This is a genomic window from Nocardia sp. NPDC059228 (assembly GCF_042754245.1).
Classification (GTDB): domain Bacteria; phylum Actinomycetota; class Actinomycetes; order Mycobacteriales; family Mycobacteriaceae; genus Nocardia.
This window is the reverse complement of the sequence record NZ_JBHZAL010000013.1, coordinates 42,744-67,073: the sequence shown is the minus strand read 5'-3', so window position 1 is coordinate 67,073 and position 24,330 is coordinate 42,744. Positions and strand designations below refer to the sequence as shown.

The window sequence follows — 24,330 nt, the reverse complement described above, 5'->3', positions numbered from 1 at the left end:
CATGTCCGGCCCCGAACCCCGCTACGACCGGCGTGCCGCCTCCCGGGTGCTGGCCGCGCTGGCCCGGCCCGGCCTGGGCGCGCCCCCGGTGCTGCCGCCGCCGCGGCACATCGAATACACGTGCGCGGCACTGCAATCGGAACCGGGCTCGCACCTGACGCTGTCGCAGCGGCTGTACCTGGAACGGTTCATGCGCCCGTGCCGCGCCGACCAGGTGACCAGCGCGACCCATCGCATCGCCTGGACCGACAGCGACGGGATCCCCAATACCGGGCACTACCGGGTGGGCGGCCTGGGCGCGATCGTGCCCATCGCCATGCGCGAGACGGTGCTGACGCTGTGGCACGCGCTGCAGGCCGATACCGCACTGGCCCGGCGCATCTCGGAGCTGACGCCGCGCGACGAGGCGGTACTCGAGGGCACCACCACCGACCACGAGCCGTTGGAGATCTTCCGGGTGGGCATCGAGGCGGCGGGGCGAGCGCTGGCCCAGCACGCGCTGCTGGCGCGGTGGACGCCGTATCGGACGCCGGCCGAATTCGCGGTCGGCATGCGGGATTCGGGGATCTACGGCGCGGTGGCGACGCGCTGGTTCTGGGAGCTGCAGGCCTCGAGCTACCGGCGCGGCATGATCGCGGTGAGGCTGTCCACCCAACCCGATGGGACCGTACGGTATTCGGCCGAGACGGTGGCGACGCTGCGCGCGATGAAGGACATGACCATCGAGGACGCGCACCGGGTCATGCGCCGCGCCACCCACACCGAGGGTTTGACCGTGGCCGAGGCCATCACGAAATACCACGACGAGCTGGATCTGATCTCGCGCCAGTACGCACTGCTGCCGCCCGGGACACGCCCGGCGTGCCTGGCGGCCATGCCGCATCAGCTCGACGGGGAGCACTACAGCATCCTGCCGGTGGTGATCGACACGTTCACCGATGTGTTCACCCGCATCGTGGACCGGGTCACCGTCGCCGAGGTGGCGGCCGACACCGGTTCGGACACCGCGGAACTCACCGCCGAGGACCAGGTGTTCTATGTGCCCGACATGACCTGCAAGCACTGCATCCGCACCATCACCGGGGTGCTGGAGTCGATGGGCGTGGGCGTGCAGGACATCGACCTGAACAGCAAGCGGGTGGTCGCGGAGTTCCGCAGCCCCCGCAACCGCCATCGCGTGTTCGAGGCCTTGCGCGACAGCGGCTACAACCCGACCGCGGTCACACCCGCGACCAGCGAATCCGCCGTATGACGGCTGCCGCACCGCCGGGACTGCCGGCGAAGATGCATGCGCTGGTGCGGGAGTTCGTGGCCGCGCCGCACGCGGTGGCCGACGCGGTGGCCGAGTTCGGCTCGCCCGCGCATCTGGTGTTTCCGCAGGTGTTCGCGGAGAACCTGGAGCGGTTGCGTACGGAGCTGGCCGCCCGGGTGCCGGGTTTCCGGATCTGCTACGCGCACAAGGTGAATCAGTCTCGGACATTCGTGGAGGCGGCGCGGGCGGCGGGCGCCGGGATCGATGTGGCCTCGGCGGCGGAGCTCGACAGTGCGCTGAAGGCGGGGTTCGAGCCCGAGCGGATCGAGGTGACCGGACCCAAGGGTGAGGGGTTCGTGCGGGAGCTGGTGGGCAGCGGGGTGACGATCAACGTGGACAATGCGTGGGAGCTGGAACGCATTGCGGCGCTGGCGCCGACGCGGGTGCCGGTGCCGGTGCTGGTGCGGGTGTGCGGGTTCGCGGGGACTCCGGTCAGCCGGTTCGGGGTGCCGCTGCATCGCGTCGATGCCGTGCTGGCGCTGCTGGCGGCGCAGCGGGAGCGGATCGAGTTCCGCGGGTTCGCCTTTCACCTGGATTCGGGGGAACCGGCCGAGCGGGTGCGGGCGGTGGAGAGTTGCCTGATGTTAACTGAGCGCGCGTACGGGTACGGGCTCGCGCCGTCGGTGCTGAATATCGGGGGCGGGTTCCGGCAGGTGTTCACCGCGGACGCGGATGCGTTCGATGCGTATGTGCACGCGTTGCGGGAATCGCTGGTGGGGCGTGGTGAGCCGATGACATGGGGCGGCAACACCTTCGGGTTCCATCTCGAGGACGGCGCGGTGCACGGGACACCGGTTTTTCACAAATACGCCAACATTGTGAGTGCCGACCGGATGCTGGCAGACCTGCTGGATACGGGGCTGGAATCGCAAGGGGGCCGCACTTTTGCACAGGTGGCTGGGGAGAACTCGATCGAGATCTGGCTGGAGCCGGGCAAGGCGCTGGTCGATCATGCCGGAATCACGGTGGCGCGGGTGGAATTCGTGAAGGAGACCGCGGACGGCAGTACGCTGGTGAATCTGGATCTGAGTCGCGACACCGTCACCCCGGCCGATCAGGAGGTGATGGTGGACCCGATCCTGGTCCCCGCCCGCGATGTCCCGGACCCGAGTTCCGGTGCGGCGGGGGTGTTCCTGGCCGGGCGTTTGTGCCTGGAGCGGGATCTGATCACCAATCACAAGGTGTGGCTGCCGCGGCTGCCCGCTCCCGGGGACTTCGTGGTCTTCCCCAATACCGCTGCCTACCACATGGATTTGTCGGCAGCGCGTGCGTCCATGCATCCGGTGCCGCCGAAACTGGCGGTGGTACAGCGGTCCGGGACGTTCTCGGTGGGCCGCGACGTCGACTGGCACGAGGTGCACTGATGCGCTACGACCACATCACCGAACTGATCGGCAATACCCCACTGCTGCGGCTGGATCCGGCCGTGCACGGGCTCGCGCACGTGGAGCTGTACGCGAAACTGGAGTTCTACAACCCGTTCGGGTCGGTGAAGGACCGGGTGGCGTGGGGCATGATCCGCGACGATCTGGACGACATCGTCGCGCAGAAGAAGACGTTGATCGAGGCCTCGAGCGGCAATACCGCCAAGGCGCTGCGCATTCTGGCGGCCATGCACGGGATCGGGTTGCGGGCGGTGACCAATCGGATCAGGGTCGCCGAGGTGCGGGAGCTGTTGCAGTTGCTGGGCACCGACATCGAGGAGCTGCCCGGTTTGTCGGAGTGCCCGGATCCGACCGCGCCCAACGACGTGTACTCGGTCATCGAATCGACCATGGCGCGCACGCCCGGGGGCTGGTATCACCCGTCGCAGTACACCAGCGAGAAGAACATCGAGGCGCACCATCACGGGACCGGGCGGGAGATCCACGAGGATCTGGCGCGTGACGGCATCACCCGGGTCGACTATCTGATCGGCGGGCTGGGCACCACCGGGTCGACGCGCGGCACGGCGACGTTTCTGCGCAAACACAATCCGGAATTGAAGACCATCGCGGTGGTGTCGGAGCGCTCCGATTTCATTCCCGGTATCCGCTCGGAGACCGAGATGTGGGATGTGGGGCTGTTCCAGCCCGATTTCTACGACCGCATCATGGCGGTCGAGGCCGGGCGCGCGGTCGACGCGACGCTCGAACTGGCCACGGGGCACGGTGTGCTCGCCGGACCCACCAGCGGCGCGACCTATGCCGCGGCCCTGGAGTTCCTCGGGACCCTGGAACAGCCTGCCGCCCAGGCCGATCCGCTCGTCGCGGTGGTCATCGTCTGCGACCGCCTGGAACCGTATCTGTCCTACATCCGCAAGCGCCGCCCGGAACTGTTCGGCAAACCCGGGCGCGCGCCGGCCCCGACCGCGGCCGAATTGTGGGCCACCCCGGTGCTGTCCCCCGATGAGCTCGAGCAGCTCGACCGCACGGCCCGCCCGACCATCGTCGATACCCGGGGCGCGATGGCCTACCGGATCGCGCACGTGCCGGGCGCGCTGAACATTCGCGACGACCACCTCGACGACATGCTCACCCAGGGCATCCCGTTCTCGCGTTCGCGCCCCGTGGTTTTCGTCTGCCCGGTCGGTGAGGTATCGCGGCGCTTCGCGGCCCTGGCTCGCCGCGCCGGGTACGACGCGCACAGCCTCGCGGGCGGCATCACCGCGTGGCGGGATGCGGGCAAACCCATGGAATCCGCGCCGCGACCCGAATGAGTCACGGGGCAGCCGCTCCTCGGCGGCCCCGACCGGTGGGGCACCGCGCCACGGGCACAGCGCCTACGGCGCTCATGTACTTGGTGACACGTTCCTTACTGGCGCGTTTCCCGTGGGTTCAGCCGGACTGAAGCTACTTCGTCGGGAACCCACCGCTTTCGGTCATGAAAGCCTCTTTGCGGCGGCGGGTTTTCAGCTTGCAGTCCGTTCAATGGTGATCAATCAGGTCGAGTGGGTGTTTCGCGAACGTGATCCGCAGCAGCTACTCCGTATGCTTCGCCCGAGGAGGTGGACATGTCCGATGACACACCGGCAATTCCGTCCTGGGTGCCCCGAGACTCATACCCCTTCGAGCACCGCTATCTCGACCTGGGCGGCGCTCGCGTCCATTACGTCGACGAAGGCATCGGTCCACCGCTGCTACTTCTGCACGGTAACCCCACCTGGTCGTTTCTCTACCGTGAGTTGATCACCCATCTCAGCGGCCAATTTCGCTGCATCGCTTTGGATTACCCCGGGTTCGGCCTCTCACGCCCGGGCCCTGAATACGGTTTCACGCCCGCCGAGCACGCGAGGGTCGTCGAGCGATTCGTCACCGAGCTCGACCTGTCGGGCGTGACGCTCATGGTGCAGGATTGGGGCGGGCCGATCGGGTTCGCGGTCGCGACGCGGCATCCGGATCGGTTCGCCGCGTTCGTGATCGGCAATACCTGGGCCTGGCCGAAATCGGATCTGGGAACGCAGGTGTTCTCCCGGACGCTGGGCGGTCCGATCGGCAGCTATCTGATTCTGCGTCGAAACTTCTTCGTCGAGAGGCTCATACCGCTCGGTGTCCGGCGCCGGAAGCTGTCGGAGTCGGTGATGGACGCCTATCGTGGGCCGTTCCCGACGTCCGAGTCGAGGCGTCCGATGCACGTGTTCCCTCGCGAAATCCTGGGCAGCCGACCGTTTCTCGCCGAGATCGAGCGAGGGCTGCCCGCCCTGGGTGACAAGCCCGCGTTGCTGGTGTGGCCGACCAAGGATGTGGCGTTCCGCGAACCGGAGCGTCGCCGCTGGGAGCGGGTCTTTCCCCAGCATCGCACCGTCATCCTGGAGGGCGCGGGCCACTACATTCAGGAAGACGCGCCCGAGCAGATCATCGCCGCGATCCGGGAGTGGGCGCCGCAACGCGACGGCGAAGGTTGAACCAGCGACACAACCGTGTGGTTGGCGGCGTTACGGGTGGTCCCGTCAACCAATCCGGCTGACGCCCGAGCCACCACGACTTCGACCACTGTAAAGAACCATCACGCGATAACTACCGCAACCCTTGTCCAGCGGTGGCGCCTCTTTGGACCCGGCATCCTGACCGATTGCACCCTCGGCTGGGCAGACTCCACACTTGTGCATGTGGTCCATATCGATGACCACCACTCCGCCGAGGCCACGGGCTGGACTGGAGAAGGGCCGGTAGTGATCGATGTCCTCGTGCATCGGTCCCCGCCGGTGAATCGTGTTGAGCAACAGGGTAACCGGGATCGGGGCGGGCGTCGGTGCGAAGTCGGTGAACTCGTGGAATCTGCACTTCGGCGTGCGGGGCGCTAAGGTGCCGGGGGTCGAATTCACCAGCGTTGCCAGGAGTTTCACCATCAGCATCGAGCCAGCCGCCGGTCCGGACACCGACCTGCGCATCACTCTGACCGTCTGTCATGCCGCCACCGTCGTGTGTTTCTCGGCGGGTGTCGTCTCCATCCTGATCGGTACCTATACCGATGCCGGGACGGTGTTCAACCTCGTCGGTGTGGTGCTGTGGCTGGTGGCGCTGGCCGCCCGGTTCGGGGTTTTCGCGATCACCCGGTCGCGGTCCGGGCACGCGGAGTAGCTCCGGTCGCCCGGCGGGGTGACTCCGGCCGGGTCCGTGCACGCCGATGGCGGGCGGGGTTGTTCGCTGGTGGCGAGCCGATGACGGAATCGGTCATGGCGGCTGGCACGATGATCTCGTGGAGTGGGCGTTCGGACTCGTATTGCTGGTGTCGGTGGCGGTCGCATTGGCCGCCGGTGCGCGCCGGCTGGGGCTGGGTGAGCCGTTCGTGCTCACCGTCGCCGGGGTGATCGGCTCGTATCTGCCGCTGGTGCCGGAGTTCGATGTCGCGCCCGAGCTGGTGTTGCTGGGGTTGCTGCCGCCGCTGCTGTACACGACGGCGATCCGCACGTCGCTGGTGGACTTCCGGCCGAAGAAGACCACGATCACCCTGCTGTCGGTGGGATTGGTGCTGTTCACCGCGTTCGCGGTGGGCGGGGTGGTGTATTGGCTGCTGCCGGTGCCGTTCTCGGCGGCGGTGGCGATCGGGGCGATCGTGGCCCCGCCCGATGCGGTGGCGGCCACGGCGGTGGCGCGCCGGGTCGGGATGCCGCGCCGGATCGTGACGCTGCTCGAGGGTGAGTCGCTGTTCAACGACGCGACCGCGCTGGTGACCCTGCGCACCGCGGTGGCCGCCATGGCCGGCAGCGTGACGATGTGGGAGGCGGGGGCGAGTTTCGTCGGCGCGGCCGGTGGTGGCGCGCTCATCGGCGGGGTGGCGGCGATGGTGCTGGCGTTCCTGCGCCGGCGCATCAGCGATCCGGTGCTGGACACGAGCGTGTCGCTGCTGGCGCCGTGGATCGCGTATCTGCCCGCCGAAGGGGTGCACGCCTCGGGTGTGATCGCGGTGGTGACCTGTGGCCTGATCCTGGGTCACGGCGCCCCGCAGTGGCAGAGCGCGGCCTCGCGCATCGCCGAGCACACCAACTGGCGCACCATCCAATTCCTGCTCGAGAGCGCGGTTTTCCTGCTGATCGGCCTGCAGGTGCGGCATCTGGTCGAGGATGCCTGGCACAGCGGGCTGTCGCATTCGACGCTGCTGTGGACCTGTGCGGCGGTGCTGGTGACGGTGATCGTGGTGCGCCCGGTGTGGGTGTTCCCGGCGACCTACGCGGCCTGGCGGGTCGAAGGGCGGCGGCAGGGCAAACCCAAGCCGGAGTGGACCGGTCCGGCGGTGGTGGCGTGGGCGGGCATGCGCGGGGTGGTGACGCTGGCCGCGGCGCTGCTGCTGCCCGGTGACACCCCGGAGCTGGCGACGCTGCGGCTGCTGGCGGTCGTGGTGGTGGGCGGAACGCTGCTGCTGCAAGGCTTGTCGCTGCCGTGGCTGGTGCGGTTGCTGCGGTTGCGCGGGCCCAGTCAGGCCGAAGACCTCCTGCAGGAAGCGAATCTGCTGCAACAGGCCACTGTCGCGGGACTGAAGGCGCTCGAGGAGAACATCGCCCCCGAGACCCCGCCGGACGTGGTCGACGCCCTGCGCAACCGCGTGGTGGTGCGCGCCCAGGCGGCGTGGGAGTTGCTGGGCCGCTCCGAATCCCAGCGCGTCACCCCCAGCGGCGAGTACCGGCGCCTGCGCCTGGCCATGCTGGCCGCCGAACGCGAAGCCGTGCTGCGCATCCGTGATTCGGGCCAGGTCGATCAGGAGGTCCTGCAGGCGGTCATGGCCACCCTCGACATCGAGGAGTCCACCATCGACCGGGTCGCCGAGGCCGACGAGGACGATGGCACCCCCCTGAGCTCCCCGGTCACCGCCGGCGCCTGCGAGCACCTGCGCGAGGCCCCCTGCGTCCGCACTCCCGACACCCCCGACGCCTGCGGCGAATGCCTCGACGAGGGCCTGGTCTGGGTCCACCTGCGCATGTGCCTGGACTGCGGCCATGTCGCCTGCTGCGACTCCTCCCCCGGCAATCACGCCACCAAGCACTTCGACAACACCGGTCACCCGGTCATGCGCAGCGTCGAGCCCGGTGAATCCTGGCGCTGGTGCTATCTGGACGAACTGCTGGGCTGACGGCGAGGTCGACGGCGGGATGGACGGCCGAAGGCCAAGGGCACGAACAACATCAGGGCGATCGACTGTGTGGCGAGGGTGAACACGACGACCGCGGTCACCGAATGACCGTAGAGCACGCCGATCAGGGTGGACCCGGCCAGCCAGGCCAGACCGTAGACGGCGGTGAACACGCCGTATCCGGTGCCGCGGCGCGCGGCGGGGACCATGTCGGCGACCGCGGCGCGCAGGGTGGATTCGTGGATGCCCATCGCCGCGCCCCACACGATCGCTCCCGCCCACACCGGACCGGCATGGGTCGAGAACGACAGCAGCGGCACCACCGCCGACAGCGGCAGCGCAATCACCAGCCCCCGCAACCCGATCCGGTCGTAGAGGTGTCCCGAGGCCAGTGCGGCCAGTGCCGCCGCACCCATGGCGGCGGCGTAGGTGACCGGGATCAAACTGTCGGGCAGCACGTGACGGGCCTGCAGGTGGAACGACAGCACCCCGAACGTGGCGAACCCGGCCATCGAGGTCGCGGTGAACGCCGCGTAGAGCCAGAATCGGCCCGGTAACCGGCCGTCGGCTCGCACGGTGGTCCCGGCGTCGTGATGGTCGGTTTCGTAGGCCACCGGCCGGGGCGCCGCACGCCGCAGCCAGGCCAGGGTGAGCAGCGCCAACGCGCCGGGAATGGCGAGTACCGCGAATGCGAGCCGGAAGCCGGAGAGTGCGATCATGCCCGCGACCAGCAGCGGTCCCAGCAGCGCCCCGGATTGGTCGAGTGCCTCGTGCACCGCGAAGGCCCTTCCGCGCCCGATGCCCGATCCGGCGGCCTGGGCGAGCATGGTGTCGCGTGCGGGGGCGCGCACGGCCTTGCCGAACCGTTCGGCGACCACCAGGCCCGCGGCGGGCCACAGCCAGGTCGCCAGCGCCAGCAGCGGCACCGACACCACGGTCAGCGTGTACCCGGCGATCGACAATGCCCAGTGCCGGCCGGTGCGGTCGGACAACGTGCCGGTCACGAGACGGAACACCAGCGCGACCGCCTCCCCGGCCCCGGTGACGAAGCCGACCAGTGCCGCCGAGGCGCCCAGGGTGCCCAGATACGGGCCGGTGATCGACCGCGCCCCCTCGTAGACGACGTCGGCGAGCATGCTCACCACACCGAACGCCATCACGAACCGCAGCGGCGACAACCGATTCACCCCGGCCGCTCGATCCGCCGGCCCCCACTCGATCCCATCCGCCATGACCGACAGTCTCCCCCGTCGGCCGCCCTCGGCCCGGGTGGTCGCGAGCGGGTCGTCGCGACATGGGTGGCCGGCGCACGGGATGGGACGTCGCAGCGTTCGGCCGCACCGGTCGATCGTCTTCGTGCGCAACGTTCTTCGCGGCACCGGACCCGGACAGCCCGGTCGGTCACCGGCCACCCTTGACTTTCCTACTGGGAAAGTGGACGCTTACTTTCCGAGTAGGAAAGTGAGGGGTCGGCATGGACGGCATTACTCCGGATCAGGCCCGTGCGGCGCTGGATGCGGCGGGGCGGGCGCGGCGGCAGGTGGCCGAGGAGGTCGGGCTGCCGCGGGGGTACTGGTGGGGAATGGGTTGCGGCTGGGTGGTTTTGGGGGTGATCGGGGATTTCGGGCCGGGCTGGCTGACGGCGGTCGCGACGCTGGTGTTCGGCGCGGGGCATTCGGCGCTGGCGTCGCGATTGCTGGACGGGCGCCATCGCACCGGCCGGGTTCAGGTCAGCGCGGAGGTCGCCGGGCGGCGCACACCGCTGATCGTGATCACCATGCTGCTGGTCCTGGTCGCGCTGACCGTGGTGGCGGCCCTGCTGCTGGATGCCGATGGGGCCGGGCATCCGCGGACCTGGTCGGCGGTGCTGATCGCGGCCGTCATCGGGTTCGGCGGGCCGGAGCTGCTGCGGGCGGGACGTCGCTGGGTGCGCGCATGAGCGTGGCCCGCTTCGACGAATTGATCCATCCGAGTACGCGATTGAATCTGGTCGCGACCTTGGCCGCCGCGGATTGGGCGGAGTTCTCCTTCCTCAAGGAGCGGCTGACTCTGTCGGATTCGGCGCTGTCGAAGCAGCTGGCGACATTGGAGGACGCCGGGTATGTCGCGACCGAGCGCCGTCTCGAGGGCAGCCGCCGCCGGGTTCGGGCCCGCCTGACCCGCGTCGGGCGCGACGCCTTCGACGGGCACATCGCGGCGCTGCGGGAGATCGTCGCAGGGGCGACGCCACCGCGGACTCCCGCCGGCTAGGCGCTACCGGGCGGGCGAGGTGTGCGCGGTCAGTCGGTGATTCGCCATTCGTTGCGGTCGGCCATGGCGCGTGCCGACCAGCGGATGGCGTAGCCGATCATGAAGCAGGGCAGCGAGGTCAGCACGAATACCGCCGTCGCGACCACGAATCCGCTGACCAGCCCCATGATCAGCGACTGCAGGCCGGGATCGCAGCGGCTGGTGAACCCGGTGACCGCGGCGCAGTCACCGAAGGTGGCCTGCCCGTACAGGCGCGCCCACAGCGTGATCGCGGCCCAGATCGACAGTGCCAGCAGCACATTGGCGATGTACCAGCAGCGCACCAGTTTCCGGACGAAGATCAGTGCGCCGAGTTGCCCGGCGTCGAGCCCGTCGGCGACGTCCTCGTTGATTCCCAGATGCCGTCCCCAGCTGGAGGGCTCGGGGACCTCGGCGACGACGGGTTTGCTGGCGTACCGGCTTGCGGTCATACAGGTCGATCCTTCTGCACCTCGAACAGTCCACGGGCACAGGTTGATTCGCGGTGCCGACCCGAACTGAAGACAAATCCGGGTCGATCATTGCAGCAGCGGCCGGTTTCCGATGGTTTTGCGGCGGAATCGTGGTCGATCACAGTCGCGATGCCGGGCAGGTGTCGCGGCCTCGAATTGCGGTGCGGCGGCGCCGAGGCCGGGATCGGGGGTGGCCTCGGCGCCGCCGTGTTCGCGGCGCCGCCAGATGCGGGGACGCGGGTGCGAGCCTCGGGGAAGAGACGCGCGGGCATCCGGTGCCGTGGGCGTCTGCGCGTGTCCGCCCGGGCACGATTCGGACAACAAGAACGGTAGCGACGTGGTAGCTGCGCCGCTCGGTGAGCACGAGAATTAGGGGATCGTTAGGGGCATCGGACTTTTCGGGCCGATCGGATGCAGCTGGACGATAACCGCTGATCATGAGGCCGCCGCGACCACCCGGATGGTCCGGAACGAGTAGCCCGATACGCGCGTGCCGGGGGTCCTCGACGCCGACACTGGTGGAATGCGCCATTGGCGCGAAAGATCCCATTCCTCCGTATATCTGGGGAGATGATCGACGATGATCCGGTCACGGAAGTCGGCCCTCACCGCATTCACCACCTTCGCCGCCGCAGCCGCGGCGCTCGTGCTCGCCGCGCCGCAAGCGTCGGCGTATGTCACCAGCGTCAGCGTGTCCAGCGGGTCGAGCATCGGTCTCGGCGGCGGCTACGGCACCAACTGCTCCTACACGGTCACCGTGAACGGCAGCCCGTACGAATACGTCTGGCTCTACGACAGCAACACCGCCACCTTCGGTCAGCAGCAGTTCAGCCTCGGCAGCGGCGGCACCGGCACCTCGAGCTGGACGCCGACCTCGACCGGGGTGCACTACATCCAGGCCTGGACCTACAACGGCTCGCAGTGGGCGCTGGTGACGGTCAACGCCGGCATCAACCTCGGCAGCGCCTGCGTGGTCACCGGCTAGCGGCGCGGGCCCGGTCCGCGCGAGTACCCGGTGGTCCGGTGCCGGGTGTGCGATCGCATCCGGCACCGGGTCGATGGATTCGGCCCGGTGCGCCGATCAATCACGCGGGAGCGGGTAGTCGCGGTGATCGGACCAGATGCCGGCCACCGCGCGGATGGTGGGGCACGGCCACGCCGCCGGTTCCTGGCCGCCACGGGAGTCGGGCTGCCGGCACACCGAGCAATGCCCGCCCGTGTCGGGGGTGTGCTGGCCGAGGATCAGCCGCAGCGCCGCCTGGTGCCGCAACAGTTCCTTCGGGGTCGGTGCGCCGGGCAGGAACACCGACGACGGGGCGGTGCGGCTGCCGCGGCGGCGCACGTGACGCACCCATTCGTATTTGATCTCGCGGCCGGTGTCCTGGAAGTCGCGCTCGAGCTTCAGAGCGAATTCGGCGGCTTCCTGCTGCTTGTCGAGGCGGCCCGCGATGAACGCGCTGATATCCATCCACCCACGGTAGTCGGCACTGCCGACATCGCCGCGAATCCGCCCGCCGGTGCCGGGTGCGCGATACCGCCCGGCACCGGGCATTACTCTTGACCCGGTGCACACCGAGCAGCCTCCCTCCGACGCCGAGCCCCGTATCTGGGGTGGAACGACCCTCACCGAACGCCGTGAGGCGCGCCGGGCCGCGTTGCTCGAGGCCGCACTGGATCTGATCGGCGAGTCGGGGGCGGGTGCGGTGACCATGCGCGCGGTGTGCCGGCGCGCCAACCTGACCGACCGCTATTTCTACGAATCCTTCGCCAGCCGAGACGAACTGCTCGACGTGCTCTACCGCCAGATCGCCGAGGAGTTCCTGGATCCGATGACGGCCTTCGCGGTCGCCGACGATCCGGACCGCGATCGCGCGCTGTCGGAGACGCTGGTGGCGAAGGTGCTCGAGGATCCGCGCAAGTCGAGGCTGTTTCTGGTGGAGCCGTATTCCTCGACGGGCCTGGGGCAGACGACGATCGCGGTGATGCCCGCGTTCACCCGGTTGATCCAGGATCACCTGTTCGCCCATATCGAGGATCCGGTGCGGCGGCGGCTGGCGGCGGTCACCATGGCCAGCGGTAATGCGGGCATGTTCTCGGCGTGGCTCAATGGCACGCTGCGCGCCACACGCGAGCAGATCGTCGACCATCTGGTGGAGACCATCGACGCCTATCGCGGCGTGTACCGCGGCTGACCCGGGCGGCTGGCCCGCCCGGATCCGCTTGCGGTGCAGCGGGTTCGATCGGGCCGGTCAGGCGGCCGGAACCGCGGCGTGGACGCGGTCGAGTGATCGGCGCAGTATGCGCACCCACGGTGACCATCGGGCCGGTTGGGCGGGCGGGTGCCCCATTTCCGTGGCGGCGCGATCGAGCAGCTCCTCGAGCACCGCGTCGTGCAGCCAGCGGATGGCGAGGCTCCACAGCAGCCGGCCCCGCGGCGTGCGGGCCCGCGCGACGATGAGATGCCGCATCACGCAACCCCGTTCGCCGCGATCGATGATCTCGAAGGTGTGCGTGCCGGCGAAGGGCATGCTCGGCGCGAAGGTGAACTCGACGGCGCGGCCGGGTTCGTAGGCGGTGCAGACGTAGCGGATGCTGCCGTGCCCGCCGTCGGCGCCGACCTGCAGCGGCCGATCCAGGATCAGGGGCGGCCAGTGCTCGCCGGGCCAGAGCGGATTGCCCGGCTCGGCCACCGCGTCGAGCAGGGCTCCGGCCTGCTGCGCCGACACCGGTAGTTCTCGCTGGTGAATGTTCCAGATCATCGACTCACCCGTTCCGTACGGTACCGTATGTTCCGGTTCCATACGGTACCGTACGGAGCTATGGCGGAGAAGAGGCGACGGCTCAGCCGTGACGATTGGGTCGCGGCCGCGCTGGCGGCGCTCGGCGAGGGCGGCGTGGGCGCGGTCGCCATCGAACCCCTGGCCGCGCGGCTGGGCGCGACCAAGGGCAGCGCCTACTGGCATTTCGCGAATCGGGACGAGTTGCTGGCCGCAGCCCTGCAGCGCTGGGAACACGAGGAGACCGATGCGGTGATCGCGCTGGTGTCGGCCGAACCCGATCCGGCGGTCGGGCTGCGGACGCTGCTGGGCGCGGCGCTGGCGCATCCGCAGGAGAAGCTCGCGGTGCTGCTGGCCGGGGCGACCGATCCGCTGGTGGAGCCGGTGCTCACCCGGGTCACCGTGCGGCGCATCGAGTATCTGGCCGACCTGTTCATCCGGCTCGGTTTCGCCGCACCGGTGGCGAAACATCGTGCGGCACTGGCATATTCGGCATACCTGGGCACGGGCCAGCTGTGGCGGACGATGCGCGGCACGCTGCCGGCCGACCAGGAGGCCTGGGAGTCCTACGTCGACGAGATCTGGCGGGTGCTGACCGCCCCGAGTCCGACCGCGTACGAGTCGGCGCCGGACGGCGCGGAGTCGCCGCGAGATTCGGGTTAGACGCTCAGGGCCGCACCGCGGCCGTGGGTGAGCACCAGGTCGAGCAGCCCGGGGAAGCGGGCCTCGAGGTCCTCGGTACGCAGCCGGTTGAGGCGGCGGGTGCCCTCGTCACGCTGACGGATGACGCCGGCTTCGCGCAGGGTTCTGAAGTGCCCGCTCTGGGTGGATTTGCTGATCGGCAGGTCGAAGGTGGTGCAGGCCAGTTCGCCGTTCTCGGCGGCGGCCAGGCGGGTGACGATGGTGAGCCGGACGGGGTCGGCGAGGGCGGCCAGCACGGTGCTGAACCGCAGTTCGTCGCGGGCGGGGTGAACCAGTTCGGTCGCGGTCCGGCTTGCCATGGTGTCCAGGCTAGTCCACATGTTCACAAATTCCGAACATCCTGTTATGTTCGGAATTATCGAACATGTCTGCGCCGGGAGGACGCCATGACCGTCGAGCAATCCCCCGCAGCCGTCCCCGAAGACGCTGCCGCCCCGCAGGATTCACCGCCCGGGAGCGGTACGCGGTTCTGGGGCACCGCCTACACGCTGCTGATCCTGTTGACCGGAACCAATGTGGCCACGCCGCTGTACCACGGCTACGCGCATCGGTTCGGGTTCTCACCGCTGGTGATGACGCTGGTGTTCGCGGTCTACATGGGGGTGCTGATTCCCGCGCTGCTGATCGCCGGTCCGGCCTCGGATGTGCTGGGGCGGCGCCGGATTCTGCTGCCCGCGCTGGCGCTGGCGGCGCTGGGCACGCTGGGTTTCGCGCTGGCCACCGACGTGGTGTGGTTGTTCGCGGCCCGCATCCTGCAGGGGATGGCGGTCGGGGCGGCCTCGGGCGCGCTCACCGCCGCGCTGACCGAGCTGGAACCGCACGGTGAGCGCCGCCGCGCGGCCCTGGTGTCGGCGGTGGCCTCGGCGGGCGGCATGGGCCTGGGCCCGGTGCTGGGAGCTGTTCTGGCGCAATATCTTCCGGCTCCGTACGTGACACCGTTCGTGGTGGAGCTCGCGCTGCTGGTCCCGGCCGCGGTGGCGGTGGCGGCGCTGCCCGAGACCGCGACGGTCACCCGGTGGCGGCCGCGGCGGCCGAGTATCCCGGCCGGGATGGGTGCGGTCTTCGCGGCCGCGGGCACGGGTGCGTTCCTGGGTTTCGCGGTGGTCGGCGTCTTCCTCACGCTGATCCCGACCTATGCCGCGACCCTGTCGGGCAGTGCGAATCTGGTGGTCGGTGGCGCGGCGGCCGCGCTGCTGCCCGCGGCGTGGGCGGTGGCGCAGCTGGTGGGTTACGGCAAACCCGAACGGGCCCTGGACTTCACGGGATTCCCACTGCTGGCGGTGGGCCTGGTGTTGCTGGCGGTCGCGGGGGCGGTCTCCTCGCTGCCATTGCTGTTGTTCGCGACGGTGCTGGCCGGGGCCGGTCATGGTCTGGTGTTCCTGTCGGGATTGACCGCGATCAATGCGGCCGCGCCGGCCGATCGGCACGCCGATGTGCTGTCGACCTATTTCGTGATGGCCTATTGCGGCAGCGGCGGCCCGGTCATCGGTGTCGGCCTGCTGGCGGGCGCGACCGGTTTGCTGGCCGCGGTGCAGATCTTCGCGGCGGTGGTGGCGGTGCTGTGTGTGGTGCGGCTGGTGGCGCGGGTCGCGGTCGAGGCGCGACGCTGACGGGAGCGCGAATGCGACGGCGCTCACGTCGGGTTGCCGATCGCGGCGGGCGGGTGTTTACTTCTGGTCGCAAGGTGCCGTCGTTAGCTGAGGCTCCTTCACGGATACAGGCCGGCGATCCCGAACGTCGAGAGACGCCCCGGATCAGGACAGGTTTCCCCGAGCTAAGGGGATGCCCCGACCGGCTCCCGCCACCCGTGGCGGGTTTACGCCGTGGAGTGCTGAAGGTCTTACGAGGGGTGGTACCCGTACCGGCGATGTCGCGCCGGTCCCACTCCCCCGGCATGCGTGCGTGTGGCGTCGAGGAGGTGGTGGTCGTGCCCGATGGACCGGATCGAGTTCCGTTAGCCAATCGTTCACTCGGCGTCACTCCTGCCCTCTCCTGGCCGCTGCCCCTACCCCGGTAGCGTCCGAGTCCGGAGCGCGCCGTCCTCCGCGGGGAGATCGAGATGACCATGTGGGAAATGCTGCTGCGGCTCGGCACGGGTGTCGGGTTGGGCGCGGTGATCGGGTTCGAGCGTCAGTTCCGGGCCCGGATGGCCGGACTGCGCACGAATTCGCTGGTCGCCGCCGGGGCGACCTTGTTCGTACTGCTGTCCGCGCACGGCTTCGGCGGCGCCTCGGCGGATCCGACTCGTGTTGCGGCGCAGATCGTTTCGGGTATCGGCTTCCTGGGCGCGGGGGTGATCCTGCGCGACGGGTTCAATATCCGCGGCCTGAACACCGCCGCGACGCTGTGGTGTGCGGCGGCGGTGGGTGCGCTCGCGGGTGCGGGCATGTATTCGACCGCGGTGGCGGGCACGGTGGCGGTGGTGGTGGTCAATACCGCGCTGCGCACGGTGGCGCGCACGGTGGATCGTCCCGGTGTCGACGAGGTCGAGGCGCAGGAGGCGTTGTACGCCTTCCACGCCGACACCGACGACGCGCACGAGGCGCACGTGCGGGCGCTGCTGGTGCAGTCGCTGACGCGCACCGATTTCCGGCTGGTGTCGATCTCGAGCCACGACACCTCCCCGGGCCGGGTGCAGGTGCGGGCGGAGTTGACCGGTGACCGCCGCGACGACCGGCAGATGGAGGCGGCGGTGAGCCGGTTGAGCCTGGAGCCGTCGGTGACCAGCGTCGGGTGGCGCACCGTGCCGCTGCGGGTGGAGGCCGAGGAGTGAACCGCGCTGCGGTCGTATCCCGGCCGCATCACCGCCGACCCGGCCGCCGATCTGCGCGCGTCCCGAGTCACACCATCGCCGACGGGATCACCGTGGTCAGGCCGCCGTCGACGAGCAGGTCCTGACCGGTGATGTAGGAGGCGTCGACGGAGGCCAGGAATGCGACGGCGGCGGCGACCTCGTCGCTGTCGCCGACCCGCCCGAGCGCCACCCGTGACCCCGCGGTGGCCTGCGCGTCGGCGGAGGCCTCGGCCCGGTAGGCGGGGGTGTCGATGTAGCCGGGGCTGACCGAGTTCACCCGGATCCCGCGGGGCGCCAACTCCGCCGCCAGCGTCCGCGTCAGATTCTGCACCGCCGCCTTGGTCGCCGAATACAGTGCGGCGCCGGGCGCGCCCCGATACGGGGCGAAGGAGGCGTTGAGGACGATCGCACCTCCGTCGACCAGCAGCGGCAGCATGTGCTGCACGGTGAAGAACGCGGCCTTGAAGTTGATTCCCACCACCCGATCGAACTCGTCGCCGGTGACCGCCGAAACCGGTTGGAACGCACCGATTCCCGCATTCACGAACGCCACGTCCAACCGCCCGAACCGCTCGGACACCACCCGCGCCAGCGCCGCGAGATCCTCGGGCTCGGTGGCGTCCCCGGCCACCCCGATCGCCCGCTCCCCCAGCTCGGCCACCGCGGTGTCCAGCCGGTCCTTGTCACGCCCGGTCACGATCACCCACGCCCCCTCCGCGACGAGCCGCCGCGCGGCGGCCAGCCCCATCCCGCTGCTACCGCCGGTGATGAGCGCGACCTTGTCCTGGAACCGGAACCCGTTGTGTGTCATGGCTTCAGCCTGCCGGGCCGCGCGATGGGTAAACAGTGCCCAGTTATCGTGGGTGTGTCACCACCACCTTGCCGAGCACGGCTCGCGCCGGCGCCGCCGATGGTGACCGATGTCAGTCCCTCAGCTCGCAGACGACGACCGGGATCTCGCGGGTGGTGCGCTCCTGGTAGTTCGCGTAGCCCTTGTATGCCGAGGTGATCTGCGGCCACAGTTCGGCTCGCTCGCTGCGATCCGCGGTGTGTGCGTGCACTTTTCGCCGCCGGCCGTAGATCACCAGTTCGGCATCGGGGTGCGCCTGCAGGTTGCGGTACCAGTCGGGGTTCCGGTCGTCGCCGCCCTTCGAGGCGACCAGCACGACCCGGTCGGCGTCATGGACCGGCGCGGTCAGGTAGCACGAACGCGGCAGTCCCGACTTCCGCCCGACCGTGTGCAATTCGACCACCGGCATCCCGAATGGGTTGGCCAGCAGTTTGTTCCCGCTGACGGTGAGGACGACCCGGTGGGCGAGGTTCATCAGTTTGGCCCCGCCGTCTTTCAGTGCGTACTTGTGCAACGCCTGCCCCTTGTCCCTGGTGCATTGAAGCCTTCTACGATGGCCGCCGGAGTCGAGTTAGCGCTGCATACATTACCAGAAATGTGAGCAGGGTCAACATTGCTGGGTTGCGGCCCGCGAGGACGACACGGACACGGTTCCGGCGGGCTCAGGCGGGTGGGGCCAGGCGGAGGCGGTGGAGCTGGTCGAGACGGGCGGCGGTATCGGTGCCGGCGCGGGGGTTGTAGAGAACCAGGTGGCGGTCGGATTGGTCGGCGAGAATGAGGGTGGTGGCGTCGAAGTGGAGTGCGCCGGCCTCGGGGTGTGCCAGCGCGTTGACCGCCTGCTGGGCCGGGCCGACATCGTGGCGCGACCACAGGCGCGCGAATTCCGGGCTGCGCGAGGCGAGTTCGGTGATGACCGAGTCGAAGCCGGGGTCGCCGGGGCAGAGTGCGGAGTCGGCACGGTAGGCGGCCACGACCGCGGGTGCGGCCTCGGCCCAGGTCTGTGGCATGGCCAGGTAGCGCGGGCTGGTGAAGTAGGTGACCAGGCAGTTGCCGCCGGGGCCGTCGTAGCCGAAGACGGCGCGGGCGGTGTCGTTGTAGGCCAGCACATTCCAGTAGCGGTCGCGCAGAACGGCGGGGCGGGGATTCCAGGCGTCGAGCAGGTTGCGGGTCTCGGCGCTGATGCCGGTGCCGCTGTCGGTGGCGGCGCAGGGCGGGTTGAGGCCGGCCAGGACGTAGAGGTGAGCGCGTTCGGGGGCGGTGAGCCGCAGGGCGGCGGCGACGGCGTCGAGAACGTCGGTGGAGACGGTGATGTCGCGGCCCTGTTCGAGCCAGGTGTACCAGGAGACGCCGACGCCGGCGAGGACCGCGACTTCCTCGCGGCGCAGGCCGGGGGTGCGGCGGCGGCCCGCGGCGGGCAGTCCGACCTGATCGGGGGTGAGGCGGGAGCGCCTGTCGCGCAGGAACTCTCGCAGGTGGTCGCGTCGTCGGCCCGCTGTGTCCATACTTCACGCTAACAATCACGCAGGTTCGTTTCGTTCGGGTCCCGGTTAGCATGTGACCGAATTCGGGTCTCGAGGGGGGCGGATGCGGCAGATTCTGGTGGCGGCGATGGTGGCGCTGGCGGTGTCGATCACGGTGACGCCGTTGCTGATCCGAGTGTTCACCCGCCATCGGCTGGGGCAGCAGATCCGGGCGGACGGCCCGGCGAGCCATCTGGCCAAGCGCGGCACCCCGACCATGGGCGGGCTGGCGATCCTGATCGCGCTGTGGTGCGGGTACGGGGCCGCGCACCTGGTGGGGATGTCCTACGGGGGGACCGGCACGACCGCGTCGGGGCTGCTGGTGCTGGGGCTGGCGACCGCGCTGGGCGCGGTGGGTTTCCTCGACGATGTCATCAAGTTGTCCCAGCAGCGCAGCCTGGGGCTGACCGCGTCGGGCAAGTATCTCGGGCAGGTCAGTGCCGCTGTGCTTTTCGGGGTGCTGGCCCTGCATTTCCGGGGCGGTTCGGGGCTGACGCCGGGCAGCCGGCAGGTGTCGATCGTGCGCGACATCTCCACGGTCTCGCTGGGGCTGACCGGGTTCCTGCTGGCGGCGATCTTCCTGGTGGTGGCATGGTCGAACGCGGTCAACATCACCGACGGCCTGGACGGCCTGGCGGCGGGTTCGGTGGGTCTGGCACTGGGGTCGTATGTGCTGATCACGTTCTGGCAGTACACCCATTCGTGCGCGGTCAAGGCGGTGCCGGGCTGCTACACGGTGCGCGATCCGCTGGATCTGGCGCTGGTGTGCGCGGCCGGGACGGCGGCGTGTACCGGATTCCTGTGGTGGAACGCGGCTCCGGCGAAGATCTTCATGGGTGACACGGGGGCGCTGGCGCTGGGCGGGCTGCTGGCGGGGTTGTCGATCACCACCCGCACCGAGTTGCTGATGGTGGCGGTGGGGGCGTTGTTCGTGGCCGAGATCCTGTCGGTGCTGCTGCAGATCGTCATGTTCCGCACCACCCGCACGCGGCTGTTCAAGATGGCGCCGTTCCATCACCATTTCGAGCTGACCGGGTGGCCGGAGACCACGGTCATCATCCGGTTCTGGCTGCTGGCCGCGATCGCCTCGGCCACCGGATTGATCGCCTTCTACGGTGAGCACCTCACCACCACCGGCTCCCGGCTGCCCTGAGACCCGGACATGCCCTGGGACCCGGGAAGGCCGTGTGGCCCATCCGGAAGCGTTTCCGGATGGGCCACACGGGTTTTCGGGTCAGTGCACCGCGACGGGCACGTCGGCCTCGGCGGGTGCGGCCGGTTTGGCGCGGGGCAGGAAGAACGCCGGGATCAAGGTGGCCGCCAGCAGGCACAGCGCCACCACGAAGGTGTGGGCGAAGGCGCGCGCGGCGAGGTCGAAGCCCTCGCCGAGCAGGGTGTGCGGCAGCTGCGCGAGCTGGCCGCTGTAGCGCGACCCGATGGCCGCGTTGGCCAGCGACGGGTCGGGGGCGCCCGGGGGCAGTTGCACGCCCTTGTCGCCCAGGGTGTCGCCCCGGTTGAGCAGGCTGGTCAGCACCATGGAAATGGTTGCGGTGCCGATGGATCCGGCGGTCTGGTTGACGATGTTCATCAGCGTCGACCCGCGCGCGACCTCGCTGTGGGTCAGCGTCTGGATGGCGGCGGTCATGGTCGGCATCATGGTGCAGCCCATGCCCAGACCCATCACGAACAGCACCCCGCACAGCAGTGTGTAGGGGGTGTCGGCCTTGACCTGGGTCAGGAACGCCATGGACACCGCCATGACGGTGATACCGGTGAGCACGATCTTGCCGGGCCCGATCTTGTCGACCAGCCGGCCCGCGATCGGCATGGTGAGCATGGCGCCCAGGCCCTGCGGGGCGATGAGCAGACCGGCGGCCAGGGTCGATTCCCCGCGCACCTGCTGCAGATACGACGGCAGCAGCAGACCGGAGCCGAAGAACGCCATGGCGAACAGGGTCATGGTCATCACCGCGAAGCGCAGCGGCTTGTTCTGGAACAGCCGCAGTTCGATCAGCGGGTGCTCGGTGCGCAGGGCGTGGAAGACGAATCCGATCAGCAGCGCCAGGCCGATGATCGCGGGGATGAGCACCTTGGCCGATTTGACGGTGCCCTCACCGGGAATCGAGGACACGCCGTAGAGGAAGGCGGCCAGACCGGGTGAGGCCAGCAGCATGCCCAGGAAGTCGAAGCTCTGCGAGGGTTCGGGGTTGTCGCGCGGGAAGACGACGAAGGCCAGGATCAGCGCGATGATGCCGATGGGCAGGTTGATCAGGAAGATCCAGTGCCAGCTGAAGGATTCGATCAGCCAGCCGCCCAGGATCGGGCCGCCGATCGGGCCCAGCAGCATGGGCACGCCCAGTACGGCCATGACGCGGCCGATGCGCTGCGGGCCCGCGGCGTGGGTCATGATCGTCATGCCCAGCGGCATGAGCATGCCGCCGCCCAGGCCCTGGAGGACGCGGAAGGCGATGAGGGACTCGATGTTCCAGGCCGTCGAGCACAGCACCGAGCCGAGCACGAAGAACACCAGCGCCATCATGTAGAGGCGTTTGGTGCCGAAGCGGTCGGCTGCCCAGCCGGTGAGCGGGATGACGGTCGCCAGGGCAAGGGTGTAGCCGGTCATCGACCAGGCGGCGATGGCGTAGGTGGTGTCGAAGTCGTGCTGGAAGGTGGGGATCGCTACGGTCACGACGGTCACGTCGAGGATCGACATGATGGCGCCGAGCACCACGACACCGGCGATTTTGAAGACGCCGATGTCCAGTTTGTCGTCGGCGGAATCGGCCGCCACGGTATCCGGAGGGGTGGTCACCGCTTCAGCCTGCCAGCCGGTCGGTTACGAAACCAGCACATATTGATATCGGCGTTTCGGCCGCATCCGGGCGGCATCGCCATCGCGTCTCATTCCGCCGGCGGCGGCCAGCCGTCGTCATTGTCGTAGAAGTTCTCCGCGGCCGCGTCGGCGGCGGCCTCGGCCCGCATCTCGAACTCGGAGGGGTCACCCGGATCCGGTTCGCGCACATCGCTTCTGCCCTCGGAATCAACGGGATCGACGGGGATGCGATCGGTGCTCACGAGGGGATCCTCTCTGCAGCGCGACGGTCGCCAGGAGCCGGATCAACCGATCATACCCAGCAGTAGCAAATGTCCGGCGATTTCCCGGGCGCCCCGGTCGGGCCCCGCGGCGCGCGTACGCTGGCGTTCTCGAGCGATCCAGTCGAGGAGATCATTCGCGATGACCGACCCGGTAGTGGGCCTGACCGGTACGCTGACCTCGCCGATCCGGGGCAAGGGACTCCTCGGTGAAGTGCAGGTCGCTATTCGAGGGGGAACCGAGCTCTACATCGCCCGCGCCGAGGAGCCGTTGGCGGCCGGCGCGACCGTGCTCGTCGTGGCCGTGCATCCGGGGCGCATCGTCGATGTTGTTGCGTGGATTCCCCTTCCGGGCGATCGATAGATCGAGAACTTCTTTCCATGAGTAGAGGGAGACAGCGATGCTCGGGTACCACGTTCCGGCGCCGGACCAGGCGATGCTGGTCAGCGGCGGCCGCGGCGGCAAGGACAACGCACCGTTCCGGGTGATCATCGGGCACGGCGCGTGGGTGGTGCCGTTGTTCCGCAAGGTGCGGTATCTGTCGCTGGCCATGTTCGAGGCCGAGATCGGCGAACGCTGCGTCACCAAGCAGGCCATCCAGCTCGATGTGCGGGCGGTGATCGCGTTCAAGGTCGCCAACGACACGCAGTCGATCGTCAATGCGGCACAACGGTTCCTGTCCGAGCAGGAGCGCGAGATGAGCGTGCTGACCGGGCGCATCTTCTCCGGGCATCTGCGCTCGATCGTGGGCTCGATGACGGTGGAGGAGATCATCCGAGAGCGCCAGAAACTGGCCGACGAGGTGCTGGTGGCCTCCAAGGTGGAGATGAGCAATATCGGACTGTGGGTCGACTCGTTCCAGATCCAGCACATCGACGACGGCAACCTCGGCTACATCGCGGCCCTGGCCGCCCCGCACAATGCCGCGGTCAAGCGTGACGCGCAGATCGCGCAGGCCGCGGCCGCGCAGCTGGCGGCCCAGGCCGAGCAGGAGTCCCAGCGCAAGCAGGCCGAGTATCAGCGCGAGACCGCGATCCTCAAGGCGCAGTATCAGCGCGATATCGACAAGGCCAATGCCGAAGCGGCGCAGGCGGGTCCGCTCGCGCAGGCCACCGCCCTGCAGGAGGTGCTGTCCGCGCAGGCTGAGCAGGCGCGCAAGCAGGCCGAGCTGCGCGAGCAGCAGTTGCAGGCCGAGGTGGTGAAACCGGCTCGGGCAGAGGCGGATCGGGTGCGGATCCTGGCCGAGGCCGAGGCCGATCGCACCCGCATCCAGGCCGAGGCGGCGGCGTCGAACAACCGGATCGCGCTGGATCAGCTGCTGATCGAGCAGTTGCCCGAGATCGTCAAGCAGGCGTCGGTGGGCTTGTCGAAGGCGAATCTGACCGTGCTCAACGGCCCCGACGGGGTCTCGGAGATCGTGAACGGCATGGTGGGCCAGGGGCTGACGGTCTTCAATTCGTTGCAAAAGGCACTTTCCTCCAACAATGATCAGCCCGCGGACTAGAGTGACCGCCAGAGGGACGCGGCGACGAGGAGCGGGTGTTTAGGTGTCCATCGGGAAATTGGTGTCGTTCGACAGTTCTCGGGGTTTCGGATTCATCCGTCCGGAAGACGGTGGTCCGGATGTGTTCGTGCACGTCAACGACATCGGGCTGGACGAGGACGAGTTGCGCCAGGGGCGGGTGTTCGAATTCGATGTGACCGAGGGTGATCGGGGCCCCAAGGCGATCAACCTGTCGGTGGTGCCGGGGCAGTCGGCTCCGGTGCGGCACGCCAAGGGCAAGGATCATCGCGGGTCGGGGCAGATGAGTGCGGCCGAGCATCGCCGGCTGATCACCGAGTTGCTGCTGGATGCCTCGCCGCAGCTGACCGCGGCGGAGATCATCACCATCCGTGACCGGCTCACCGCCTTCGCCGATCAGCACGGGTGGATCGAGAACTGACCGGTTCGCATTACGATCGGTCTCGGGTCCATCGCGAACCGAGGAGGTCGT

27 protein-coding genes and 1 riboswitch are annotated in these 24,330 nt (G+C 69.0%); of the genes, 17 read left to right on the top strand and 10 right to left on the bottom strand.

The annotated features are described in order from the left end of the window. Position 1 precedes the first annotated feature (1 nt). The 6 genes from ACFXKA_RS21015 to ACFXKA_RS20990 all read left to right on the top strand — a co-directional run bounded on the left by ACFXKA_RS21015 (position 2) and on the right by ACFXKA_RS20990 (position 7,858). On the top strand, positions 2-1,252 hold the full coding sequence (locus ACFXKA_RS21015; protein ID WP_379428633.1) for a heavy-metal-associated domain-containing protein: 1,251 nt from the start codon (positions 2-4) through the stop codon (positions 1,250-1,252). Beyond that, entirely contained in the window at positions 1,249-2,676 is a 1,428-nt protein-coding gene (locus ACFXKA_RS21010; protein WP_379428511.1) for a decarboxylase, read from the top strand. The genes ACFXKA_RS21015 and ACFXKA_RS21010 overlap by 4 nt, the downstream gene beginning before the upstream one ends. Then, on the top strand, positions 2,676-4,010 hold the full coding sequence (locus ACFXKA_RS21005) for a pyridoxal-phosphate dependent enzyme (protein ID WP_379428510.1): 1,335 nt from the start codon (positions 2,676-2,678) through the stop codon (positions 4,008-4,010). The genes ACFXKA_RS21010 and ACFXKA_RS21005 overlap by 1 nt, the downstream gene beginning before the upstream one ends. A gap of 294 nt (positions 4,011-4,304) precedes the next feature. Beyond that, the gene (locus ACFXKA_RS21000) at positions 4,305-5,195 is read left to right on the top strand and encodes an alpha/beta fold hydrolase (RefSeq protein WP_354833020.1); all 891 of its coding nucleotides are present in this window, start codon (positions 4,305-4,307) and stop codon (positions 5,193-5,195) included. 310 nt (positions 5,196-5,505) lie between these two features. Next, positions 5,506-5,871 carry a hypothetical protein gene (locus ACFXKA_RS20995; protein ID WP_379428509.1) on the top strand — a complete coding sequence of 122 codons (366 nt, stop codon included), beginning with the start codon at positions 5,506-5,508 and terminating at the stop codon, positions 5,869-5,871. A gap of 118 nt (positions 5,872-5,989) precedes the next feature. Next, a complete protein-coding gene (locus ACFXKA_RS20990) occupies positions 5,990-7,858 on the top strand; it encodes a Na+/H+ antiporter (protein WP_379428508.1) in 1,869 nt (622 codons plus the stop codon). Here the strand turns inward: ACFXKA_RS20990 and ACFXKA_RS20985 are convergent. Beyond that, entirely contained in the window at positions 7,834-9,090 is a 1,257-nt protein-coding gene (locus ACFXKA_RS20985; RefSeq protein WP_379428507.1) for an MFS transporter, read from the bottom strand. The two genes, ACFXKA_RS20990 and ACFXKA_RS20985, sit on opposite strands and share 25 nt — an antisense overlap. A 242-nt stretch (positions 9,091-9,332) precedes the next feature. Here ACFXKA_RS20985 and ACFXKA_RS20980 point away from each other — a divergent pair, with 242 nt between their 5' ends. Then, complete coding sequence (locus ACFXKA_RS20980; protein ID WP_379428506.1) at positions 9,333-9,797, top strand: hypothetical protein; 465 nt, start codon at positions 9,333-9,335, stop codon at positions 9,795-9,797. Then, positions 9,794-10,108, top strand: a complete 315-nt coding sequence (locus ACFXKA_RS20975) for a transcriptional regulator (RefSeq protein ID WP_379428505.1) — start codon at positions 9,794-9,796, stop codon at positions 10,106-10,108. Before ACFXKA_RS20980 ends, ACFXKA_RS20975 begins: the two co-directional genes overlap by 4 nt. Positions 10,109-10,137: 29 nt before the next feature. On the opposite strand, the gene ACFXKA_RS20970 is transcribed toward ACFXKA_RS20975, so the two are convergent. Beyond that, the gene (locus ACFXKA_RS20970; RefSeq protein WP_379428504.1) at positions 10,138-10,578 is read right to left on the bottom strand and encodes a hypothetical protein; all 441 of its coding nucleotides are present in this window, start codon (positions 10,576-10,578) and stop codon (positions 10,138-10,140) included. Between the two features lie 601 nt (positions 10,579-11,179). Between ACFXKA_RS20970 and ACFXKA_RS20965 the strand changes: the two genes are divergently transcribed. Then, a complete protein-coding gene (locus ACFXKA_RS20965; RefSeq protein WP_379428503.1) occupies positions 11,180-11,584 on the top strand; it encodes a hypothetical protein in 405 nt (134 codons plus the stop codon). Positions 11,585-11,680: 96 nt separating this feature from the next. On the opposite strand, the gene ACFXKA_RS20960 is transcribed toward ACFXKA_RS20965, so the two are convergent. Beyond that, positions 11,681-12,067 (bottom strand): DUF6221 family protein, encoded by a 387-nt coding sequence (locus ACFXKA_RS20960; RefSeq protein ID WP_379428502.1) that lies wholly within the window; start codon positions 12,065-12,067, stop codon positions 11,681-11,683. 97 nt (positions 12,068-12,164) lie between these two features. Between ACFXKA_RS20960 and ACFXKA_RS20955 the strand changes: the two genes are divergently transcribed. Beyond that, complete coding sequence (locus ACFXKA_RS20955) at positions 12,165-12,791, top strand: TetR/AcrR family transcriptional regulator (protein ID WP_354833038.1); 627 nt, start codon at positions 12,165-12,167, stop codon at positions 12,789-12,791. A 57-nt stretch (positions 12,792-12,848) separates the two neighbouring features. On the opposite strand, the gene ACFXKA_RS20950 is transcribed toward ACFXKA_RS20955, so the two are convergent. Then, complete coding sequence (locus tag ACFXKA_RS20950; protein WP_379428501.1) at positions 12,849-13,358, bottom strand: SRPBCC family protein; 510 nt, start codon at positions 13,356-13,358, stop codon at positions 12,849-12,851. A gap of 60 nt (positions 13,359-13,418) precedes the next feature. Here ACFXKA_RS20950 and ACFXKA_RS20945 point away from each other — a divergent pair, with 60 nt between their 5' ends. After that, on the top strand, positions 13,419-14,039 hold the full coding sequence (locus tag ACFXKA_RS20945) for a TetR/AcrR family transcriptional regulator (RefSeq protein ID WP_379428500.1): 621 nt from the start codon (positions 13,419-13,421) through the stop codon (positions 14,037-14,039). On the opposite strand, the gene ACFXKA_RS20940 is transcribed toward ACFXKA_RS20945, so the two are convergent. After that, on the bottom strand, positions 14,036-14,377 hold the full coding sequence (locus tag ACFXKA_RS20940; RefSeq protein ID WP_379428499.1) for an ArsR/SmtB family transcription factor: 342 nt from the start codon (positions 14,375-14,377) through the stop codon (positions 14,036-14,038). The genes ACFXKA_RS20945 and ACFXKA_RS20940 overlap by 4 nt on opposite strands. Before the next feature lie 87 nt (positions 14,378-14,464). On the opposite strand from ACFXKA_RS20940, the gene ACFXKA_RS20935 reads away from it, so the two are divergent. After that, on the top strand, positions 14,465-15,688 hold the full coding sequence (locus tag ACFXKA_RS20935) for an MFS transporter (RefSeq protein WP_379428498.1): 1,224 nt from the start codon (positions 14,465-14,467) through the stop codon (positions 15,686-15,688). A gap of 72 nt (positions 15,689-15,760) precedes the next feature. Then, a riboswitch (M-box (ykoK) riboswitch) is annotated at positions 15,761-15,936 on the top strand. Positions 15,937-16,137: 201 nt separating this feature from the next. Beyond that, entirely contained in the window at positions 16,138-16,851 is a 714-nt protein-coding gene (locus tag ACFXKA_RS20930) for an MgtC/SapB family protein (protein WP_354833048.1), read from the top strand. 67 nt (positions 16,852-16,918) lie between these two features. On the opposite strand, the gene ACFXKA_RS20925 is transcribed toward ACFXKA_RS20930, so the two are convergent. From ACFXKA_RS20925 to ACFXKA_RS20915, 3 genes are all read right to left on the bottom strand, one after another. Then, complete coding sequence (locus ACFXKA_RS20925; protein ID WP_354833050.1) at positions 16,919-17,683, bottom strand: glucose 1-dehydrogenase; 765 nt, start codon at positions 17,681-17,683, stop codon at positions 16,919-16,921. 112 nt (positions 17,684-17,795) lie between these two features. After that, on the bottom strand, positions 17,796-18,197 hold the full coding sequence (locus ACFXKA_RS20920; protein WP_379428632.1) for a nitroreductase family deazaflavin-dependent oxidoreductase: 402 nt from the start codon (positions 18,195-18,197) through the stop codon (positions 17,796-17,798). A gap of 187 nt (positions 18,198-18,384) precedes the next feature. Next, entirely contained in the window at positions 18,385-19,224 is an 840-nt protein-coding gene (locus tag ACFXKA_RS20915) for a helix-turn-helix transcriptional regulator (RefSeq protein WP_379428497.1), read from the bottom strand. 82 nt (positions 19,225-19,306) lie between these two features. Here ACFXKA_RS20915 and mraY point away from each other — a divergent pair, with 82 nt between their 5' ends. Further along, positions 19,307-20,395 carry a phospho-N-acetylmuramoyl-pentapeptide-transferase gene (gene mraY, locus ACFXKA_RS20910; protein WP_379428496.1) on the top strand — a complete coding sequence of 363 codons (1,089 nt, stop codon included), beginning with the start codon at positions 19,307-19,309 and terminating at the stop codon, positions 20,393-20,395. An 81-nt stretch (positions 20,396-20,476) separates the two neighbouring features. On the opposite strand, the gene ACFXKA_RS20905 is transcribed toward mraY, so the two are convergent. Together ACFXKA_RS20905 and ACFXKA_RS20900 are read right to left on the bottom strand one after the other, a co-directional pair. Next, on the bottom strand, positions 20,477-22,054 hold the full coding sequence (locus tag ACFXKA_RS20905) for a DHA2 family efflux MFS transporter permease subunit (RefSeq protein WP_379428495.1): 1,578 nt from the start codon (positions 22,052-22,054) through the stop codon (positions 20,477-20,479). A gap of 89 nt (positions 22,055-22,143) precedes the next feature. After that, on the bottom strand, positions 22,144-22,317 hold the full coding sequence (locus ACFXKA_RS20900; protein ID WP_354833060.1) for a hypothetical protein: 174 nt from the start codon (positions 22,315-22,317) through the stop codon (positions 22,144-22,146). Between the two features lie 160 nt (positions 22,318-22,477). Here ACFXKA_RS20900 and ACFXKA_RS20895 point away from each other — a divergent pair, with 160 nt between their 5' ends. The 3 genes from ACFXKA_RS20895 to ACFXKA_RS20885 are packed head-to-tail and all read left to right on the top strand — an operon-like array spanning position 22,478 to position 24,279. Beyond that, positions 22,478-22,699 (top strand): hypothetical protein, encoded by a 222-nt coding sequence (locus ACFXKA_RS20895; protein ID WP_354833062.1) that lies wholly within the window; start codon positions 22,478-22,480, stop codon positions 22,697-22,699. A gap of 37 nt (positions 22,700-22,736) precedes the next feature. Beyond that, positions 22,737-23,840 (top strand): SPFH domain-containing protein, encoded by a 1,104-nt coding sequence (locus ACFXKA_RS20890; RefSeq protein WP_354833064.1) that lies wholly within the window; start codon positions 22,737-22,739, stop codon positions 23,838-23,840. A 43-nt stretch (positions 23,841-23,883) separates the two neighbouring features. Continuing rightward, positions 23,884-24,279: a cold-shock protein gene (locus ACFXKA_RS20885; RefSeq protein ID WP_379428494.1), complete on the top strand. Its 396-nt coding sequence runs from the start codon at positions 23,884-23,886 to the stop codon at positions 24,277-24,279. The last annotated feature ends 51 nt before the right edge of the window (positions 24,280-24,330 follow it).

What these genes read in the sequence shown, in the direction of transcription:
- ACFXKA_RS21015 (WP_379428633.1), top strand. Translation starts at nt 2, where the DNA reads ATGTCCGGCCCCGAACCCCGCTACGACCGGCGTGCCGCCTCCCGGGTG.
- ACFXKA_RS21010 (WP_379428511.1), top strand. Translation starts at nt 1,249, where the DNA reads ATGACGGCTGCCGCACCGCCGGGACTGCCGGCGAAGATGCATGCGCTG.
- ACFXKA_RS21005 (WP_379428510.1), top strand. Translation starts at nt 2,676, where the DNA reads ATGCGCTACGACCACATCACCGAACTGATCGGCAATACCCCACTGCTG.
- ACFXKA_RS21000 (WP_354833020.1), top strand. Translation starts at nt 4,305, where the DNA reads ATGTCCGATGACACACCGGCAATTCCGTCCTGGGTGCCCCGAGACTCA.
- ACFXKA_RS20985 (WP_379428507.1), bottom strand. Translation starts at nt 9,090, where the DNA reads ATGGCGGATGGGATCGAGTGGGGGCCGGCGGATCGAGCGGCCGGGGTG.
- ACFXKA_RS20980 (WP_379428506.1), top strand. Translation starts at nt 9,333, where the DNA reads ATGGACGGCATTACTCCGGATCAGGCCCGTGCGGCGCTGGATGCGGCG.
- ACFXKA_RS20975 (WP_379428505.1), top strand. Translation starts at nt 9,794, where the DNA reads ATGAGCGTGGCCCGCTTCGACGAATTGATCCATCCGAGTACGCGATTG.
- ACFXKA_RS20970 (WP_379428504.1), bottom strand. Translation starts at nt 10,578, where the DNA reads ATGACCGCAAGCCGGTACGCCAGCAAACCCGTCGTCGCCGAGGTCCCC.
- ACFXKA_RS20965 (WP_379428503.1), top strand. Translation starts at nt 11,180, where the DNA reads ATGATCCGGTCACGGAAGTCGGCCCTCACCGCATTCACCACCTTCGCC.
- ACFXKA_RS20960 (WP_379428502.1), bottom strand. Translation starts at nt 12,067, where the DNA reads ATGGATATCAGCGCGTTCATCGCGGGCCGCCTCGACAAGCAGCAGGAA.
- ACFXKA_RS20950 (WP_379428501.1), bottom strand. Translation starts at nt 13,358, where the DNA reads ATGATCTGGAACATTCACCAGCGAGAACTACCGGTGTCGGCGCAGCAG.
- ACFXKA_RS20945 (WP_379428500.1), top strand. Translation starts at nt 13,419, where the DNA reads ATGGCGGAGAAGAGGCGACGGCTCAGCCGTGACGATTGGGTCGCGGCC.
- ACFXKA_RS20940 (WP_379428499.1), bottom strand. Translation starts at nt 14,377, where the DNA reads ATGGCAAGCCGGACCGCGACCGAACTGGTTCACCCCGCCCGCGACGAA.
- ACFXKA_RS20935 (WP_379428498.1), top strand. Translation starts at nt 14,465, where the DNA reads ATGACCGTCGAGCAATCCCCCGCAGCCGTCCCCGAAGACGCTGCCGCC.
- ACFXKA_RS20930 (WP_354833048.1), top strand. Translation starts at nt 16,138, where the DNA reads ATGACCATGTGGGAAATGCTGCTGCGGCTCGGCACGGGTGTCGGGTTG.
- ACFXKA_RS20925 (WP_354833050.1), bottom strand. Translation starts at nt 17,683, where the DNA reads ATGACACACAACGGGTTCCGGTTCCAGGACAAGGTCGCGCTCATCACC.
- ACFXKA_RS20920 (WP_379428632.1), bottom strand. Translation starts at nt 18,197, where the DNA reads ATGAACCTCGCCCACCGGGTCGTCCTCACCGTCAGCGGGAACAAACTG.
- ACFXKA_RS20915 (WP_379428497.1), bottom strand. Translation starts at nt 19,224, where the DNA reads ATGGACACAGCGGGCCGACGACGCGACCACCTGCGAGAGTTCCTGCGC.
- mraY (WP_379428496.1), top strand. Translation starts at nt 19,307, where the DNA reads ATGCGGCAGATTCTGGTGGCGGCGATGGTGGCGCTGGCGGTGTCGATC.
- ACFXKA_RS20895 (WP_354833062.1), top strand. Translation starts at nt 22,478, where the DNA reads ATGACCGACCCGGTAGTGGGCCTGACCGGTACGCTGACCTCGCCGATC.
- ACFXKA_RS20890 (WP_354833064.1), top strand. Translation starts at nt 22,737, where the DNA reads ATGCTCGGGTACCACGTTCCGGCGCCGGACCAGGCGATGCTGGTCAGC.